The following is a 17,029-nucleotide window of genomic DNA, read 5'->3' as shown; positions in this document are numbered from 1 at the left end:
TTGTATAATGTCTAATTTAAATTGAATTCAACCCTGCTGGCCTTTTGATTTTCTTTTTTCTCCGGTTGGAGGGTACGGGGTTCGATGAGAAATATTCTTTCTGGTTCAACCTGCCCTGTTTTCAATATATGATCCCTCACCTGAGATGCCCTTTGAGCGGCAAGCCTCCTGAGATCGTCGTCTGTTATTTTTATGTTAGTAAGCATAAGTTTTTCCATCTCATCTGCAGGCAGATTCCTGAGCATGCCGATGAAATTACGTGGTTTCGGAAAATTTTCCTCTATGTATGCCATCTTCAGATATTTCTCATACTCCTCGTCTTCAATCTTTATATCGTTAACTGTTACAGCCTGCCCCCCTTTTTTTATTACCTCCTTAAGCTTCTGAGCCTTTATCTTCTGCTCAAAGCGATTCTGTTTTAACTGGGCCCGGTCTTTTTCTGAGTCTGTATATCCGGCAATCTCAAGATTCAGTGAAGGTCTGTCAAACAGGGCCTTGGTAAGGGTATCGAGTTTTTTTATGCCGTCGTCGCTTACAGCCGTCCGACCGTAGTCAAACTCCAGAAAACTGAGTTCTTCTCCACCCCCTGCAAGGGAACCTATAAGCGCAAAAGGGGAGGTCGTTGCCTTGACGATGATGTTCAGCAATACCTTGATGATTATCCGGCCGATTTTAAAGTCGGGGTCATCCAGCTTTCCTGTTACCGGGAGATCGAGGTCAATTACCCCGCTCCTGTCTTTCAGCAAAGCTATAGCGAACTTTACCGGCAGCTTTGCGGCAACCGGGCTGTCAACCTTTTCTCCAAGGGTAAACTGATCCAGGAATATCTTGTTGTCTGCATCGAGTTTATTGTCTGCTATTAGATATTTCATACTTAGTGTAAGTTTTCCCTTCTCAACTGTGTATCCTAAGTGCCTTCCTGAATAGGGGGTCACAGGGCTGAGGTCAATGTTTTTGAAGTCTGCCTTAAGATCTACAAACAGGTCTTTGATAAGAGGATTAATCTTGCCTCTGATCTCAAGCGGGGCATAATTGTTAAGGGTGCCCCGCAACTCGACATCAGCATATTGATCTTTGTCCGAAGACAGCCCTGAAACGCTTCCGCCTATGTCAAGCAAATCAGCCGAATAGCTCGGTTTAATATAATTGTCAGTGAAATTGATTGTTCCTCCCTGCAGTGTAATCCTTCCTATTTTTACGACCTTACTGCTCTTATCTTCCTGCGGCACTGCAGGCTTTCCGGCATCCCTCTGCCCCGGGGGTTTTTCATCAGTAGCTTCCATCACGGCGAATATCTTCTGAACGTTCAAGATACCATCAGGATTAACGATTAGCCGTGAATAGAATTCGCTTAGCGATATTTCGTCTATATCTACAGATACAGGATTACTAATAATATCCATTCCTCCTACGTAAAGAGAATTCCACTTCAGGAAATCCTCTGCGTTCTCTTTGTCAACGGACGCGAACCTGACAACAGAGGCTGAACCTTTATATCCTGCCACGATATTATTTTTATCTGTTTCTTTCAGTAAAAGATCTCCGTCAGCCAGTACTATGCCGTCAGTCACCAGAATTCTTACTCTATCAGTGAAATATGCCTGCAGAGGATTTATGGAAATATCCTTTAAATTGACTTTAAAATCAGCTGTCAGGGGATGGATACCGACTGTCCCGCCTGCGTTGAGAGAACCTTTTCCCTGAAAATTAAGCGCAAGAGACAGTCGCCCTTTTGAATTTCCAATCGTTGAGATATTGCGTCCCTTCAGCCTGATTTTGTCAGCGGTCAGGGAAACAGGTTGTGAAACTGCGAGATCCTCAAACATAACAGTGTAATTTTCAGCAAGGAGGTCTTTCATGATAATATCCCATTTATTGCCTTTCTCATGGGATGGTTCGGTCTTAACAGCCGTACCCCTAACCGGCGTGTCGGGAATCAGCCGGAAAAGATTGATGTTACCGTCCTGACGTCGTTTCGCTTTAATCATTCCATTACTTGTTGTAAATTTACCAATGGTGATTTTATTATCGGGAATCTCAACGCCGGCGCCCTCTATTGAAAGTGAGGGGACTTGAAGAAAGTCATCTTTTTCATCCCCCGTTCTTAATTTCAGCGATTTCAGTCGTGCTGTCATGTCTGAAAGGTGTATCTGAGGGGCAGGTCCTTGTTTCTTAAATGAATAACCCGTAGACAGGTCAAGGGATCCCTCCCTGATATCGAAGAGTATTTGCCTTGAGTAGTATGGTGAATATTTGCTGAGGATTATGCCGGAAACATCTGCTTTCCCTTCTGATGAAAACGGATCAAGGATTACTTTGGAGGTTAACTTCAGAGACTCTCGTGATTCGGTCTGCAGTGACGCATCAATCAATGTCGAATGATCCTTCTCCGTGCTGAAACCAGTTGAATGAATGTTAATGTGATTAAGCCTGGCACTGAATTTATTTTCAGGCAAACGGTCTTCAAACAAGATCATGCCTTCTTTAATCTGAATGTCGTCAATGCTGATTTGTACTGGATTGTCCCGGTAAGCCGTCTTTTCTACGGATGTATTGCCTTTGGCATCAGGAATGAATGAGTGCAAATTCAGCGTCCCGTTTTTAAAGCGTACGGCGTAGATCTCCGGTGAATCTAAAAGTACTTTTGCGAAGTGGAATTCAGAGCTCATTACATCGGGGGTGGCTATTACGATATTCAGCAGGGGGAGGTTTATTAGGGGGCTTCCATCCCTTCCCTCGGTACTGACCTCTTTGAAGGTGATCGGCCCGTTGACCCCGATAGTCTGCTTTATGTTCTTATCCTGGGTAAAGGATATTTCTAAAGCGGCATCCATTTTTGCAGAAGGCAGAGAGAAGTTCAGATCAAAAGGTAGATATGCGAGATAATAAGGTATATCAAAATCTTTTAAACTGATCTCAACCCTGGTGTGAAGTGAATCCGCAAACGGCTTGCTTGTGCCGCTCAGGGTTACAGGTTTATCATTGAACCGTGCCTCAAATGCAGGTTCTACAAATGTATCAACATAATAGGGAAGATTAGAGATAAAGGGAATTTTTATCAGGATGTCTCTGACAGTATGGAGTTTCTTTTTAGGGTTGTCCGAGAAGTCGAGACTACCGTCAATTATTCTGATATTATTAATGGAGAACCGGAACGGATCTTTCTTTACATCAGGCCCAGTCGGGTTATTTACCAGAAGATCAGATAAATTGTAGGAACGGTCTTCATTATATTGTATTCTTACATAGGGTGCCTTCAGGCGGGCTTCCCGGATCACAATCCCCCGTTTGACGATGGAAACGGCCTGAATGTTTATGTAAAGTTCATCAAATGATGCGAATGTATCCGCGCTCGTGCGCTCGAGGACCTTAAAACCTGTTATCTTCAGCGAGAGGGCGTATGGATTAAACTGTATCTTTCCTATAGTGACCTTCCTGTTAAGACCTTCAGAGAGTTTCTTAATGAGAAAAAACTTGAGGACGGGAGGTACGATAAAGAACCCCGCTACCGTGAAAAGGACAAAGGCCGCAAGTATCCAGATGAAAATCTTCTTATTGCTCTTGAAGATGTCAACCGTTTTGATTGTCTCCATTGATAAATCAATTGCCAGATTCGATTGAGGATCGGTTCATAACAGATAAGTCAGCCTATATCCCGAATAGCCCTCGGCGTGATCCATCCGCCGACAGCCAGACCACCTATAAGGGCATAAGCCTTTACGTCTCCGGCATGTTCAAGAATCCTGATTATCTCTACGGCTTTTTTTATCAGGGAACAACTCGTCATAGAGGTTTATAATCTCATCAAAACCTAATGCCTTATTTTTTATCATGTCTACACCCTACTTTGTAGCGAGTATATTATCTTTTAAAATCAATGTAAAGGTTTAGACCTAAAACAGATATAGAATTTGATTGTATCTATTTCACAGTTTAGCAGTGTGTGTTTTTTATCGCGTATAGGTTCTGTTTTTCTTGACATAAATCAAGCATCTTGTATTATGATAATCATTGCGAGGCGTGATCACGGATCATAGACAGTTTGTGGGGAAGGTGGTCCGACCATGCGGTCTCGCTTCGTTCGAAGTCCCGTTGACTTTAATGCATGTTGAGGTTGTTATGGAGAATATTTGCCTATCCGCTTAAGACACTGTGATAAAAACACCGCCGCGGTGCAACAGAGAGATATCGCATGGATAATAATGAAATGAGGTCTTTTTTTGCGGGTGTCTGATACGGCACATGAAAGATTATTAGGGTGTTATACGGATCTATATAAACATAGTTATCTCCAAAATTGAGGACTGAAATGGCAACGCGAAGAGAGATGATTGTAGAAAAGGCTTTAGAGCTACTGGACAGCAATCCTGACGGATTGCGCTATTCTGAATTTGTGAAAAAAATATCGAAAACTATGCCGGACGTACCGGTTAACACTATTCGCGGCACGGTATGGGATCTCGATGTTCAGCAATCTCCGAAAATATATAAACCGTCTCGTGGTTTGTTCAGGCTCACAAGGTTCAAACCAGATGACGCCACGCCCCTCCCGCCGGAGCTTGTGGTGCCCAAATCGAAGCAGGCCATGGCCGTTAAGGAAGAGGATTTCTATGGACCTTTTGCGGACTGGCTTGTTAACGAACTCGAAGACTGCACCAAAGCAATTGCCCTCGGTGGAAACAAATTCAAGGACAAATGGGGAACACCCGATGTCGTAGGAAAAAATGAGTCAAAACGAAGTGACATAATCCAGTCTTCTATTGAAATCGTTTCTGCCGAAATAAAAACAGACGTTAATCAACTTATCACCGCATTTGGCCAAACCTGCTCCTATCGGCTATTCAGCCACAAGGCATACCTCGTCATACCAAAGAATTCTCCACAAGATGACATTGCGAGACTCGATTCCCTCTGCATGGTATTTGGTATCGGGTTTATACTTTTCAACCCGACAGATATCGAGAATCCCGGATTTGGTATACGTGTAAGAGCCATTAAGCACGACCCTGATATGTATTACGTGAATAAGTACATGAAGTTGATTGAAAAGGAACTGTTTCAATGAGGTAACCATTGGATGCAGCCAATCACCGATAAATCCGGTACTAGCTGATCAAGTTGTTAGGTGTAGAAATATGCTATGAATAATTCCGAGATGTTCGAAAAGGTAGTGAGGTAATGCCCATTCCGCAGACACCAAAGTAATTAACGGGGATTGCAGAAGGAAAGATGAATAAGATAGACTACAAGAAAGAACTTAAACACTTATACAGTGCATCTGCAAAAAAACTGGAAATCGTAGAAGTTCCACGCACATGGTCCATTTTCAGAGGAAGGTCCTGCCATTGTGAAGATACATCAATATATCAATGAGCATGGCTTTAAACTCTCTGGCAAACACCATGAGATATACCTGAGTGATACAAGGAAAGCTGCGCCGGAAAAATGGAAGACAATTATCAGACAGGCTATTAAGGTATAACATTAGCTTCCATCACTCAGGCATTACTTCTGACAAACCAAATAAATACACTGTTCAGGTGATTTACGCTGATGTTTTAAAGTGTTATCATAAAAATGATAATGAGACCCATTATCAGTGCAACTATCGGGAGGTGATTCAGATGAATATACCAGAAATAATTGCGTATATAACCATCGGATACTTCTTCGTGACCTTATCAGTTCTATATATTCTTGGCAGGAGTTCTTTCAATGCAGATAAGAGGGGTAGAGTAAGCAGAAAAGATATAGATGTATTTGAGGAGCATGAAGAGTATCGCAAGGCGGCCTGAGATAGTCTCAGGCAGGGATGGAATGCCCCGGCTTACTGACCCCGGGGCATCTATCTTGCATAAGTGAGGTGCTGTAGATACTATATATAGTGATTCGCCTCATCAAAGTCAGATTGGAACTGTACTTTTTAAATAATTACCCATAACATACTGACCATTCATGAGAATGTGCTATGAGATTACTCATTAATAGCATCCCCCCGTAATGTATATTCAATTGCTCAACTTCAATAAAGTAACTTGACGTCCTTCTCCCTATTTTGTTAACATCACATAACATTTTTAAGGGGAATCCTTAAAAATATTATGTACCGGAGGTGTTTTATGTTGAATGATGATTTGGAAGAGGCAGTTACATTTGATGATGTAGTATTAGTGCCTTCGAGGGCGGATATCCATCCAAAGGATGTTGACACAAGCTCACGGCTGACAAAGAACATCAAGCTTAACATACCCATAGTGAGCGCTGCCATGGATACAGTAACAGAGGCACGGCTTGCCATAGCTGTAGCTCGGGCCGGTGGAATCGGGATCATGCACAGGGCAATGCCTCCTGAGAAACAGGCCATTGAGGTTGAGATGGTAAAAAAGTTTGAGAGCGGGATGATAATGCGCCCTGTTACTATATCTCCCCATCAAAAGATTTATGATGCGCTTGATATAATGAAGAGGTACAGGATCTCCGGTATCCCTGTGACTGAGAATGAAAAGTTGGTAGGAATTCTCACCAACAGAGACCTGAGGTTTGAAAAGAGGCTTGAGCTTAATGTCGCTGACGTTATGACAAAGGATAATCTGATTACAGCAGCGGTCGGGACAACCCTCGAAGATGCAAAGGAAATCCTTCAGAAGAACAGGATTGAAAAACTACCTGTTGTTGACGAAGCCTTTAACCTTAAAGGACTGATCACTATAAAAGATATAGAGAAGAGGATTCAGCATCCCAATGCGTGTAAAGATCAGATGGGGAGGCTTAGGGTTGGAGCTGCCGTTGGGGTTGGTGAGGATGAGAAGAGGAGGGTGGATATCCTGATCACTGCCGGAGTTGATGTTTTAGTAGTGGACACCGCTCATGGTCATTCAATAAGGGTTATAGAGATGGTTGAGTATATCAAGAAGACATTTCCTGATATGAGCGTTATTGCAGGCAATATTGCTACGTCCGAGGGAGCTAAGGACCTTATAAGTGCCGGGGTAGATGCCGTCAAGGTAGGTGTTGGTCCGGGTTCCATATGTACTACAAGGGTTGTATCAGGCGCCGGTATGCCGCAGTTAACGGCCATATCAAGATGCTCTGAGGTCGCAAAATCTCACGGAGTTCCTGTTATTGCCGATGGCGGGATTAAATACTCGGGAGATATCGTGAAGGCAATTGCAGCCGGCGCTGATGTTGTTATGATAGGAGGACTCTTTGCGGGAACAGAGGAAAGCCCGGGTGAGGTTGTTTTGCTTCAGGGCAGAAGTTACAAGGTATATCGCGGTATGGGTTCCCTGGGGGCGATGGAGCGGGGAGGCAGGGACCGCTATTTCCAGGAGGGTGAAGTTGGTGAAAAAAAACTTGTCCCGGAAGGAATAGAAGGACGTGTGCCTTACAAAGGGACTCTTTCTGCAGTGATATACCAGCTTGTCGGGGGATTGAGATCCGGCATGGGATATTGCGGGTGCGGGTCTATTGAAGAGTTAAAGGCAAAAGCAAGGTTTGTGCGGGTCTCCGCTGCCGGTTACAGAGAGGGACACGTTCATGACGTTATAATAACAAAAGAGGCGCCCAATTATCACCTTGAGGGAGAGGTATAAGATAGAATGATGAAAGATATTCATTCAGAAAAGATTATTGTTCTTGATTTTGGTTCCCAGTACACTCAGCTTATTGCGAGGCGTGTGCGAGAGGCCAGGGTCTATTCCGAGATAATGCCGTACAATGTGCCATTAGCGAAGATTAAAAAGTTTAACCCTAAAGGTATCATCCTTTCCGGCGGTCCCTCAAGCGTCTACGAGAAGGGCGCTCCTATATGTACAGACAAGATATTTAATCTGAATGTGCCTGTACTCGGGATATGTTATGGCATGCAGCTTATGACACACCTCTTTGAAGGGAAAGTTGAAAAGGCCCATAAGAGGGAGTATGGTAAGGCAGAGCTGTACATTGATGATGATACTAATGTCCTTGAGGGGGTAGGTAATGGCTCGGTTGTTTGGATGAGTCATGGGGACAAGATAGATGAGCTGCCGGAAGGATTTTCCGCAATAGGACATACGGCAAATTCTCCAATTGCTGCAATGGGTGATGACCTGAGAAGGTTGTACGGCCTGCAATTTCATCCGGAGGTAGTGCATACCCAGAACGGCACCAAAATAGTCCAGAATTTTGTATACAATATATGCGGATGTTCAGCCACATGGACGATGAAGTCGTTCCTGGACTATTCCACAGAACAGATCAAGAAGAAAGTAGGCCGTAAACATGTTATATGCGCACTCAGCGGAGGAGTTGATTCCACTGTAGTTGCTACGCTTGTCAGCCGTGCAGTTGGGGGACAGCTGACCAGTATCTTTGTTGACAATGGACTGCTTCGCAAGGGTGAGGCAGAGAAGGTTCAAAAGATGTTCAGTGAGACACTACACTTAAACCTGAAGTATATTGATGCCTCAGATTCGTTTCTGAGAAAACTGGAGGGTGTTACCGACCCTGAAAAAAAGCGGAAGATTATAGGGAGAGAGTTTATAAGGATATTTGAGAAAGAGGCTAAGAAGACTGGAAAGGCGGAATTCCTTGCACAGGGGACTCTGTATCCGGACGTTATAGAGAGTGTTTCCTTCAAGGGACCGTCAGCGACTATCAAGACTCATCACAATGTTGGCGGTCTTCCTGACAGGATGGAACTTGATCTCATTGAGCCTTTGAGAGAGTTGTTCAAAGATGAGGTTCGTGTCCTTGGTAAAGAACTTGACATACCTGATGATATCCTCTGGAGGCAGCCTTTTCCAGGCCCTGGTCTCGCAATAAGGGTGCTGGGAGAAGTAACAGAAGAGAGATTGAGCATGTTGCGGGAGGCAGACGCAATTGTACTGGAGGAGATAAAGAAGGAGGGGCTTTATAAAGAAATATGGCAGTCCTTTGCAGTGCTTCTTCCTGTTAAGACTGTTGGGGTTATGGGTGATGAGAGGACGTATGAAAATGTCATCGCGCTCAGGGCCGTTACGAGTATGGACGGGATGACGGCAGACTGGGTAAAACTCCCGTATGATCTCCTTGGCCGGATATCGAACAGGATAATTAATGAGGTTAAGGGAGTGAACAGGGTGGTATATGATATCAGTTCCAAACCTCCCAGCACTATTGAATGGGAGTAATTATGCAGGAAAGATTACAGAAGATTATATCAGCCGCAGGCGCTGCATCTAGACGCAAGGCTGAACAGCTTATTCTGGAAGGGAGCGTTACCGTCAATGGCCAGGTTGTCACAGAACTCGGAACCAAGGCTGATCCTGAAAAGGATGCGATAAAAGTCAGCGGGAAGCTTATCCATCTTCCTCAAAGCAAGACGTACATTGTTCTTAACAAACCGAGGGGGTTCATTACGTCTATGAAGGACCCTGAGGGAAGACCCGTTGTGACTGAACTCCTGAAGGGTGTTAAGGCGAGGGTCGTCCCGGTCGGGCGTCTTGACTATGAAACGGAAGGCCTGCTTATTATGACAAACGATGGAGACCTTGCTCATGCACTTATGCATCCGTCTCATGAGATGCCAAAGTTATATTTGGCAAAGGTCAAAGGGATTATTGAAGATAAGGCGATTGATAAACTAAGGAGCGGGGTTAAACTCAGGGAGGGTGTTACTGCTCCGGCTAAAGTCGAAAAGTTGAAAAAGAGTGATGCCAACTCATGGGTCGAGATAACTGTGCATGAAGGAAGATACCGTCAGGTCAGAAGGATGCTGGAGGGGGTGGGCTACCCTGTGATAAAGCTTATACGAGTAACGTACGGGTCTTTAGCATTAGGGAATGTCCCATTGGGAAAATACAGGCATATGACGCCGGATGAGATAAAAAGACTTAAAAGGGAAGCAGCAGGTATTGTTAAAAGTAAAAAAAAGACATCGGCTGGCAGATAGCGCCGATCTTGAAAATACCCTCCCCATCAATGATAGGGGTGGGGTTATATACTGATAAACCGTTATGAGCCAGTGCTTACAAATGGGCATGAAAATAATCCCCCTTACTCCCCCTTTTTCAAAGGAGGAAATCAGATTCCCCCCTTTAGAAAAGGGGGGTAAGGGGGGATTTGAAAGGTAATTTTATAGTGAAACGTACACATTACTGTGGCGAACCAGGAAAAAGCGACATTGGCAATAAGGTATCGCTAACCGGCTGGGTAAACAGGAGAAGAGACCATGGAGGGCTTATCTTCATTGATTTGCGTGACCGTGAGGGGCTTGTCCAGGTTGTGTTTAATCCGGAACGGGACAGCAAAGTGCATAAGATTGCCCATGAATTGAGGAGTGAATTCGTTATAGCTGTAGATGGTGAGGTTTCTGCAAGACCTCAGGGTACGGAAAACAGTAAGCTGCCCACAGGTGAAATAGAGATTTTGGCTGACAGCCTTACGATACTGAACACCTCAAAGACAGTTCCATTTCCTATTGACGAAGAGACAGAGATTGCAGAAAATCTGAGGCTCAAATACAGGTATCTCGATTTGAGGCGTGAGACACTCAGAAACAATCTGTTGTTCCGTTACAAATTTATCAATTCAGTCAGAGATTTCCTGCATACAAAGGGTTTCATTGATGTAGAGACGCCGTTTCTGACGAAGAGCACCCCTGAAGGTGCAAGGGACTACTTAGTCCCGAGCAGGCTCAACCCGAGAAATTTTTATGCACTGCCGCAGTCACCTCAGCTATTCAAACAGCTTCTCATGGTGGCAGGATTTGACCGCTACTATCAGGTTGTAAAGTGTTTCAGGGATGAAGACCTCAGGGCCGACAGGCAGCCGGAGTTTACACAGATTGATCTGGAGATGTCGTTTGTTGACCGTGAGGATGTTCTTTCACTGATGGAAGAGATGCTTGTTAATGTGATAAAGGAAACAAAGGGTATTGATGTGAAGACCCCATTCCCGAGGATGCCGTATAAAGAGGTGATGGACAGGTATGGGATAGACAAACCTGACCTGCGCTTTGGCCTTGAATTAAAGGACATCTCAGACATTGCATCCGGTGTTGATTTTAAAGTCTTCAAACAGACGATCGAGCAGAAGGGCATTGTGAAAGGTATTGCATTGCCCGGTCTTGCCGGCTCCTCACGAAAGGAGCTTGATGACCTGACGGAGTTTGCCAAAGGGTATGGTGCAAAAGGACTTGCATGGATAAAGGTTACAGAGAATGGATTTGAAGCGCCGATAACAAAGTTCTTTACACAGGATCAGTTAAAAGATGTTGCGGATAGACTGGGCGCTGTGAAGGGTGATCTCATGGTCTTTGTAGCTGATAAGACAAAGGTCGTCAATGCTACATTGGCCCAGATAAGGCTGCACATGGCAAATCACCTCAATCTGATAAACAAGGATGAATACAGCTTCCTCTGGGTAATGGATTTCCCGCTCCTTGAATATGATGATGAGGAGAAAAGGTATGTGGCGATGCACCACCCGTTTACGTCACCGATGATTGAGGATATCCCGAATCTTGATAGTGATCCGCTGTCAGTAAGGGCAAGGGCTTATGATATAGTGATGAACGGTTCAGAGATCGGCGGCGGCAGTATTCGTATTCATACGAGGGAATTACAGAAGAAGATGTTTGAACTGCTTGGCATCAACGAGGAGGAGGCAGAGGCAAAGTTTGGATTTCTCCTTGAGGCGCTTGAGTATGGGGCACCTCCCCATGGCGGGATTGCCTTCGGTGTTGACAGGATTATAATGCTCCTTACAGGCGCAGAGTCAATCCGTGACGTTATCGCATTTCCAAAGACACAGAAGGGGATATGCCCTATGACAGATGCCCCATCGCAGGTTGAACAGAAACAGTTGAAGGAGCTTCACATCAAGTTTGACTAGATCAAGTGGAGGGACGGTGGGGATGGGGTATGAAAGGTTAATATGACAGACCACCTGACATACAAACAAGCCGGAGTAGACATTGATGCCGGCAACGAATTTGTCCGGCTCATAAAGCCTCTCACAGAGGCTACGAAGAGACAAGGTGTCCTCGGCAGCATCGGAGGTTTTGGCGGACTATTTCAGCTTGACACAAAAAAGTATAAAGACCCTGTCCTTGTTTCCGGTACAGATGGCGTCGGCACCAAACTGAAACTTGCGTTCATGATGAACAAACATGATACCATTGGTATAGACCTGGTAGCCATGTGCGTAAACGACATCGTAGTTTGCGGTGCAGAACCCTTATTCTTCCTCGATTATCTTGCCACAGGCAAACTTGTGCCGGCGATGATGGTGGATGTAATGAAGGGAATCAGTGAAGGCTGCAGGAGTGCGGGATGTGCACTTATAGGAGGAGAGACTGCTGAGATGCCTGCAATGTATCAGGATTCAGAGTATGACCTCGCCGGGTTTTCTGTCGGAGTTGTGGAAAGGGACCGTATCATTGATGGAAGCAGAGTAAGGCCCGGTGATAAGATTATCGGGCTCGCTTCATCAGGACTTCACAGCAACGGTTATTCACTGGCGAGGAAGGTGGTTTTTGATAAAATGGGTTTCAAGGTTACCGACACGATGGACATATTGAGCAAGACAATAGGTGAAGAGCTTCTAACACCTACAAGAATCTATGTAAAGACAGTCCTTCATATAATAAATAATTTTGATGTTAAGGGGGTAGCTCACATTACCGGTGGCGGATTGACCGAAAATATACCGAGGGTATTGCCGGAGGGGGCAGAAGCAGTCCTTTATCCCGGCAGGTGGAATGCACAAGCCATATTCTATCTTATCGAAAAGTGGGGCAACATAGAAAGAGATGAGATGTACAGAGATTTCAATATGGGTATAGGTATGGTGATGATTCTGCCGGATGAACAGGTTGAAGATTCATTGAAAGAATTGGAAAGATGCGGAGAAGAACCGTACATTATTGGCGAGATTACTGAAGGCAGCCGAAAAGTAGTGTATGAGAAGGGATAAGAAACGAATCTCCCTCCCCTTCAAGGGGAGGGCAGGGGTGGGATGGGTTCTTGCAGATGAAACAGCCTAAACTCAGGCTCGGTGTCCTGGCCTCCGGCAGGGGCTCGAACCTCCAGGCAATCATAGATGCATCAGAGCAGGGTAAACTCGATGCAGAAGTAGTCGTCGTAATCAGCGACATATCTGATGCCTTTGCCCTTGAACGAGCAGGAAAGCATGGTATACCTGGCATCCACATCAGCCCTAAAGATTTCAAAAACAAAAAAGAATATGAAGAAGCAATAGTAGAAAAGTTAAGAGAACATAATACAGGACTTGTACTATTGGCAGGATATATGAGGCTTGTGACAAATGTCCTGATCGCCGCATTCGATGGAAACATAATGAACATACATCCTGCACTTCTTCCATCATTTAAAGGTTTACATGCGCAGCAACAAGCGTTAGAATACGGGGTGAGATACTCAGGTTGTTCAGTCCATTTTGTTACAATAGACGTTGATGGAGGACCTGTAATCTTACAGGCAGTGGTTCCTGTCTTTGATAATGATACTGAAGAGACATTATCAGCGCGCATCCTTGAGAAGGAGCATATGATCTATCCGGAAGCAGTCCAATTATTTGCAGAAGGAAGATTAAAGAGATCAGGAAAAAGGGTGTGCATAATTCAATAGGGGGTGTGTTATGGAAGACAGGAGAATTAACAGAAGGGTCAGAATGGTTTCGCATCTCGAAATAACATTCAAGGGTAATGGAACGCACGTCAACGCATTCTCTACAAACCTGAGCAGAAACGGGGTTGGATTCTGCACAGGCAAAGAGATCAAGGCAAATCAGGAAGTTGAGATCAAGATGTATTTTGAGAATTCAGGCGATCATAAGATTATGGAAAACATACCCTGCAGGATACAATGGGTAAAGCAGATAAGCCGCATATACGAAGCAGGCGCCCAGTTCCTTTCCTCGGACCTTAAAGATTATCCCGTCCTTGCAAAACACATTCCTCATATGGAACCGTAACCTTTATCTGCTACAGCAGGGTAAGCGGACTATCGGGGGGTTAGCTCAGTTGGGAGAGCGTGGCGTTCGCAATGCCAAGGTCGCCGGTTCGATCCCGGTACCCTCCACCAAGCTTATCATTAAAGGAAGGTCGTCTCTGATTTCCAGTATCATTCCGTTATTCTTGCTTGACATGCCTGATAGCTTTAGCTAAAGTGTCACCTATTATAGAATAAAGATAATAATAGATCTTGGTCTGTGCAGAGGTTTATTTCTCATGGCAATTCCTGATTATCAGACAATAATGTTACCTCTTTTAAAATTTGCTGGAGACAAAGATGAACACTCTCTCCGTGAAGCAACTGATATTCTTGCTCAGGAATTTCTTTTGACAGAATATGAGCGAAAAGAAATGTTGCAGAGTGGTCAACAGGAGATATTTCATAATCGGGTTGCATGGGCACGCACCTACTTGAAAAAAGCTGGTCTTCTAGACAGTACCCGCCGCGGTTATTTTAAGATAACAGAAAGAGGTTATGATGTCCTGCGACGTAATCCACATAAAATAGACACCCAGTTTCTGGACCAATATAAAGAGTTCAAAGAATTTCGCGCCTTGAGGCATACAAAAGAGCAAGCAGAAAAAGAAAGTGAATTAAATTATGAGACTACTCCAGAAGAGGCTTTAGAAAGAGCCTATCAGAGACTGCGAGATGATCTTGCATGTGAATTGCTCCAGCAAATTACGGTAATCTCTCCCAGTCTGTTTGAAAAGATTGTAGTAGAACTTCTTGTCAAGATGGGTTATGGAGGAAGTCGTCAAGATGCCGGTAAAGCTATCGGGAAGTCTGGGGATGAAGGGATTGATGGAATAATAAAAGAAGATCGCCTTGGACTTGACATTATCTACATACAGGCCAAGCGTTGGACAGGCATAGTTGGACGTCCAGAGGTACAGAAATTTGCTGGGGCATTACAGGGACAACGCGCCAAAAAAGGAATCTTGATTACTACATCTGCATTTTCGCAGGAAGCACATGATTACGCATCGCGGATTGAAAGTAAAATCATTTTGATTGATGGAGAGAGCCTAGCTCAATTGATGATTGATAACAATCTTGGTGTCAGTTCTATGGCAAATTATGAAATTAAGCGGATTGACTCCGATTACTTTATTGAAGAATAAGAAGGTCTACCGGCTGCATGTAGGGAACCGGGCATAGTGGTTACGAATAAGTTGGGGGCATATTCATTTTGTTACTTTATACAAATATTTATCCTGAACGGAGCCTTATCTGTCAATCATAATTAATGATATAATATGGTTCGACACCATACTGATGAAGATACTTTGATAAAGAAATGGTTGCAGGAGAAGGCAGGATAAATCTGTCAGGCCTAATAAGGCAGAGTTCGTATGGAAAAGATAACGATAACCTATGATAAGGCGGGCAATACCCTGGATGTCTGGTTCTCAAAACCAAGACCCTGCATCAATGAAGAGATTGGGCATGGGATTATTCTGAAAAAAGATGAAAAGGGAGAGGTAATTGGATTTGAAAAGATAAACTATCTGAAGAAAGAGAAGCCTGAGGATGTCCAGTCACTACCATTAGAAGTTGCTGTTTTATAGTGTGCTAAAAATGTGCTTATCTTAAGAAAGAAACCTATTTACTACAATATATCTGATATAATAAATGGATAGAACAACGCTAAAAATAGCCGTTGAGAATAGCCTTATCGAATGGCAGAGGCACGCGCTTGAAAGGATGATGGAGAGGGGTATTTCAAGGGAAATTGTAAAAGGAGTACTGTTAACAGGGGAAGTTATTGAAGATTATCCTGATGATAAACCTTATCCGAGTGCCTTGTTTTTAGGGTGGCATGAAGATGAGCCATTTCATGTAGTGTCAGCTCTTGACTCTGAGAATGGCTGCTGTTTTATTATAACTTCCTATAAACCTGATTTAGAACATTTTGAATCAGATTATAAGACCAGGAGGAAAGATGACAACAAAATCAGTTCCTAACAAATGTCCGCTCTGTGGAAGCACTAAGAAACCGGGAAAAACCACATTTACCGTTGATCTTGGATTTGGTGTTGTAGTGGTAAGGGATGTACCGGCTACCGTATGTGCGCAGTGTGGGGCAGATTGGATTGAAGATTCTATTGTGGCGAAATTAGAGGAAATTGTGAATGAGGCTCGTCAGAGACATCTCATGGTAGAGATTACTACTTTGAGTCCTACATAATCCGTAAAAAGTTTAGAGAAACAGATGAATAGGTATAAAGTCATAATTTATTGGAGTAAAGAAGATGAGGCTTTTATTGCTGAGGCACCTGAGTTGCCCGGATGTGCAGCAGATGGGGCAACCTATCAGGAGGCTCTTGCCAATGTTGAAGTCATCATTAAGGAGTGGATAGAAACAGCAAAGGAACTGGGACGCCCTATTCCTGAACCTAAGGTGCGGTTAATGTTTTCATATTAACGGTCTCATAATAGTATTGCTTTATCGTATACGTTCATAGCCTAACAACGAAGCGGTAGAGTATACAACCTAATGTACATTCTATTATGAGACCCTTAATAACTGTGCTAAAAATGTGCTAATTTTGTACTAAAAAGTTTCTGAATCAATATAAAACATCAGACATGTTTGCTATGTTAGGCTAATGCTTGATGGACTCAACGGCCTTACTATAGAATGGTAGCTATGGCGAGGGGAGAGATCAGTAATGCCCACATCGAAGGAAATGAAATAGGCTCTTCGTTACTGCGTTTCTATCCAGGAAAACTGAAGGGCGGGGATTTTACCATCGATGTGGCCGAGAAGAGGGGGAGCGCCGGTTCTACCGCCCTTGTCCTCCAAACCCCCATACGAAGATAGATCCTGTCCGGATGGGAATTGTTTCGCATCCATTCAAGTATGTCCATGCAAAAGGGATGTCTTCTTTCACGACAACAAAGATCACAAGACACCTTCTGACGAATGTCCGGACTGTGGAACAGTTAATGGACTTGAGAATAAAGATAGAAGGTTTGGAAGGGGAGGAGGGGAGGGTGGTGCGGATTTGGTGAGGATGTCTGGACTT

At 44.1% G+C, this 17,029-nt stretch carries 19 protein-coding genes and 1 tRNA gene; 18 read left to right on the top strand and 2 right to left on the bottom strand.

Translation table 11 applies throughout. From position 1 onward, the window contains the following. Nucleotides 1-11 precede the first annotated feature (11 nt). On the bottom strand, nucleotides 12-3,593 hold the full coding sequence (locus IT392_00965) for a DUF748 domain-containing protein (protein MCC6543057.1): 3,582 nt from the start codon (nucleotides 3,591-3,593) through the stop codon (nucleotides 12-14). Nucleotides 3,594-3,643: 50 nt separating this feature from the next. Further along, nucleotides 3,644-3,787 carry a hypothetical protein gene (locus IT392_00960; protein ID MCC6543056.1) on the bottom strand — a complete coding sequence of 48 codons (144 nt, stop codon included), beginning with the start codon at nucleotides 3,785-3,787 and terminating at the stop codon, nucleotides 3,644-3,646. A 522-nt stretch (nucleotides 3,788-4,309) separates the two neighbouring features. On the opposite strand from IT392_00960, the gene IT392_00955 reads away from it, so the two are divergent. The 18 genes from IT392_00955 (at nucleotide 4,310) to IT392_00870 (ending at nucleotide 17,015) form a co-directional block, all read left to right on the top strand. After that, the gene (locus IT392_00955; GenBank protein ID MCC6543055.1) at nucleotides 4,310-5,065 is read left to right on the top strand and encodes a hypothetical protein; all 756 of its coding nucleotides are present in this window, start codon (nucleotides 4,310-4,312) and stop codon (nucleotides 5,063-5,065) included. 279 nt (nucleotides 5,066-5,344) lie between these two features. Continuing rightward, nucleotides 5,345-5,482: a hypothetical protein gene (locus IT392_00950; GenBank protein ID MCC6543054.1), complete on the top strand. Its 138-nt coding sequence runs from the start codon at nucleotides 5,345-5,347 to the stop codon at nucleotides 5,480-5,482. Between the two features lie 142 nt (nucleotides 5,483-5,624). Then, nucleotides 5,625-5,795: a hypothetical protein gene (locus IT392_00945; protein ID MCC6543053.1), complete on the top strand. Its 171-nt coding sequence runs from the start codon at nucleotides 5,625-5,627 to the stop codon at nucleotides 5,793-5,795. A gap of 324 nt (nucleotides 5,796-6,119) precedes the next feature. Then, the gene (guaB, locus tag IT392_00940) at nucleotides 6,120-7,592 is read left to right on the top strand and encodes an IMP dehydrogenase (protein ID MCC6543052.1); all 1,473 of its coding nucleotides are present in this window, start codon (nucleotides 6,120-6,122) and stop codon (nucleotides 7,590-7,592) included. A gap of 9 nt (nucleotides 7,593-7,601) precedes the next feature. Further along, entirely contained in the window at nucleotides 7,602-9,149 is a 1,548-nt protein-coding gene (gene guaA / locus IT392_00935; protein ID MCC6543051.1) for a glutamine-hydrolyzing GMP synthase, read from the top strand. Nucleotides 9,150-9,151: 2 nt separating this feature from the next. Continuing rightward, nucleotides 9,152-9,910, top strand: coding sequence for an rRNA pseudouridine synthase (locus IT392_00930; protein MCC6543050.1), 759 nt, complete (start codon nucleotides 9,152-9,154; stop codon nucleotides 9,908-9,910). 185 nt (nucleotides 9,911-10,095) lie between these two features. Next, nucleotides 10,096-11,853: an aspartate--tRNA ligase gene (gene aspS, locus IT392_00925; protein ID MCC6543049.1), complete on the top strand. Its 1,758-nt coding sequence runs from the start codon at nucleotides 10,096-10,098 to the stop codon at nucleotides 11,851-11,853. 42 nt (nucleotides 11,854-11,895) lie between these two features. Continuing rightward, nucleotides 11,896-12,936 carry a phosphoribosylformylglycinamidine cyclo-ligase gene (locus IT392_00920; GenBank protein ID MCC6543048.1) on the top strand — a complete coding sequence of 347 codons (1,041 nt, stop codon included), beginning with the start codon at nucleotides 11,896-11,898 and terminating at the stop codon, nucleotides 12,934-12,936. A 56-nt stretch (nucleotides 12,937-12,992) separates the two neighbouring features. After that, on the top strand, nucleotides 12,993-13,610 hold the full coding sequence (locus IT392_00915) for a phosphoribosylglycinamide formyltransferase (GenBank protein MCC6543047.1): 618 nt from the start codon (nucleotides 12,993-12,995) through the stop codon (nucleotides 13,608-13,610). A gap of 10 nt (nucleotides 13,611-13,620) precedes the next feature. Continuing rightward, entirely contained in the window at nucleotides 13,621-13,956 is a 336-nt protein-coding gene (locus IT392_00910) for a PilZ domain-containing protein (GenBank protein MCC6543046.1), read from the top strand. Between the two features lie 34 nt (nucleotides 13,957-13,990). Further along, nucleotides 13,991-14,066: transfer RNA gene (locus IT392_00905), tRNA-Ala, on the top strand. Between the two features lie 146 nt (nucleotides 14,067-14,212). Continuing rightward, nucleotides 14,213-15,121, top strand: coding sequence for a restriction endonuclease (locus IT392_00900; GenBank protein ID MCC6543045.1), 909 nt, complete (start codon nucleotides 14,213-14,215; stop codon nucleotides 15,119-15,121). A gap of 231 nt (nucleotides 15,122-15,352) precedes the next feature. Next, the gene (locus tag IT392_00895) at nucleotides 15,353-15,568 is read left to right on the top strand and encodes a DUF2283 domain-containing protein (protein ID MCC6543044.1); all 216 of its coding nucleotides are present in this window, start codon (nucleotides 15,353-15,355) and stop codon (nucleotides 15,566-15,568) included. A gap of 64 nt (nucleotides 15,569-15,632) precedes the next feature. After that, nucleotides 15,633-15,965 (top strand): DUF4258 domain-containing protein, encoded by a 333-nt coding sequence (locus IT392_00890; GenBank protein ID MCC6543043.1) that lies wholly within the window; start codon nucleotides 15,633-15,635, stop codon nucleotides 15,963-15,965. Beyond that, a complete protein-coding gene (locus IT392_00885) occupies nucleotides 15,943-16,188 on the top strand; it encodes a type II toxin-antitoxin system MqsA family antitoxin (GenBank protein MCC6543042.1) in 246 nt (81 codons plus the stop codon). Before IT392_00890 ends, IT392_00885 begins: the two co-directional genes overlap by 23 nt. 24 nt (nucleotides 16,189-16,212) lie before the next feature. Then, entirely contained in the window at nucleotides 16,213-16,425 is a 213-nt protein-coding gene (locus IT392_00880; GenBank protein MCC6543041.1) for a type II toxin-antitoxin system HicB family antitoxin, read from the top strand. Between the two features lie 216 nt (nucleotides 16,426-16,641). Next, entirely contained in the window at nucleotides 16,642-16,824 is a 183-nt protein-coding gene (locus tag IT392_00875; GenBank protein MCC6543040.1) for a hypothetical protein, read from the top strand. Between the two features lie 11 nt (nucleotides 16,825-16,835). Next, the gene (locus IT392_00870; GenBank protein MCC6543039.1) at nucleotides 16,836-17,015 is read left to right on the top strand and encodes a hypothetical protein; all 180 of its coding nucleotides are present in this window, start codon (nucleotides 16,836-16,838) and stop codon (nucleotides 17,013-17,015) included. Nucleotides 17,016-17,029: the final 14 nt, after the last annotated feature.

The sequence above is a fragment of the Nitrospirota bacterium genome, from assembly GCA_020846775.1.
Taxonomy (GTDB): Bacteria; Nitrospirota; 9FT-COMBO-42-15; order HDB-SIOI813; family HDB-SIOI813; genus RBG-16-43-11.
The sequence above is the reverse complement of the archived record's forward strand: the minus strand, read 5'-3'. Positions and strand labels throughout refer to the sequence as shown.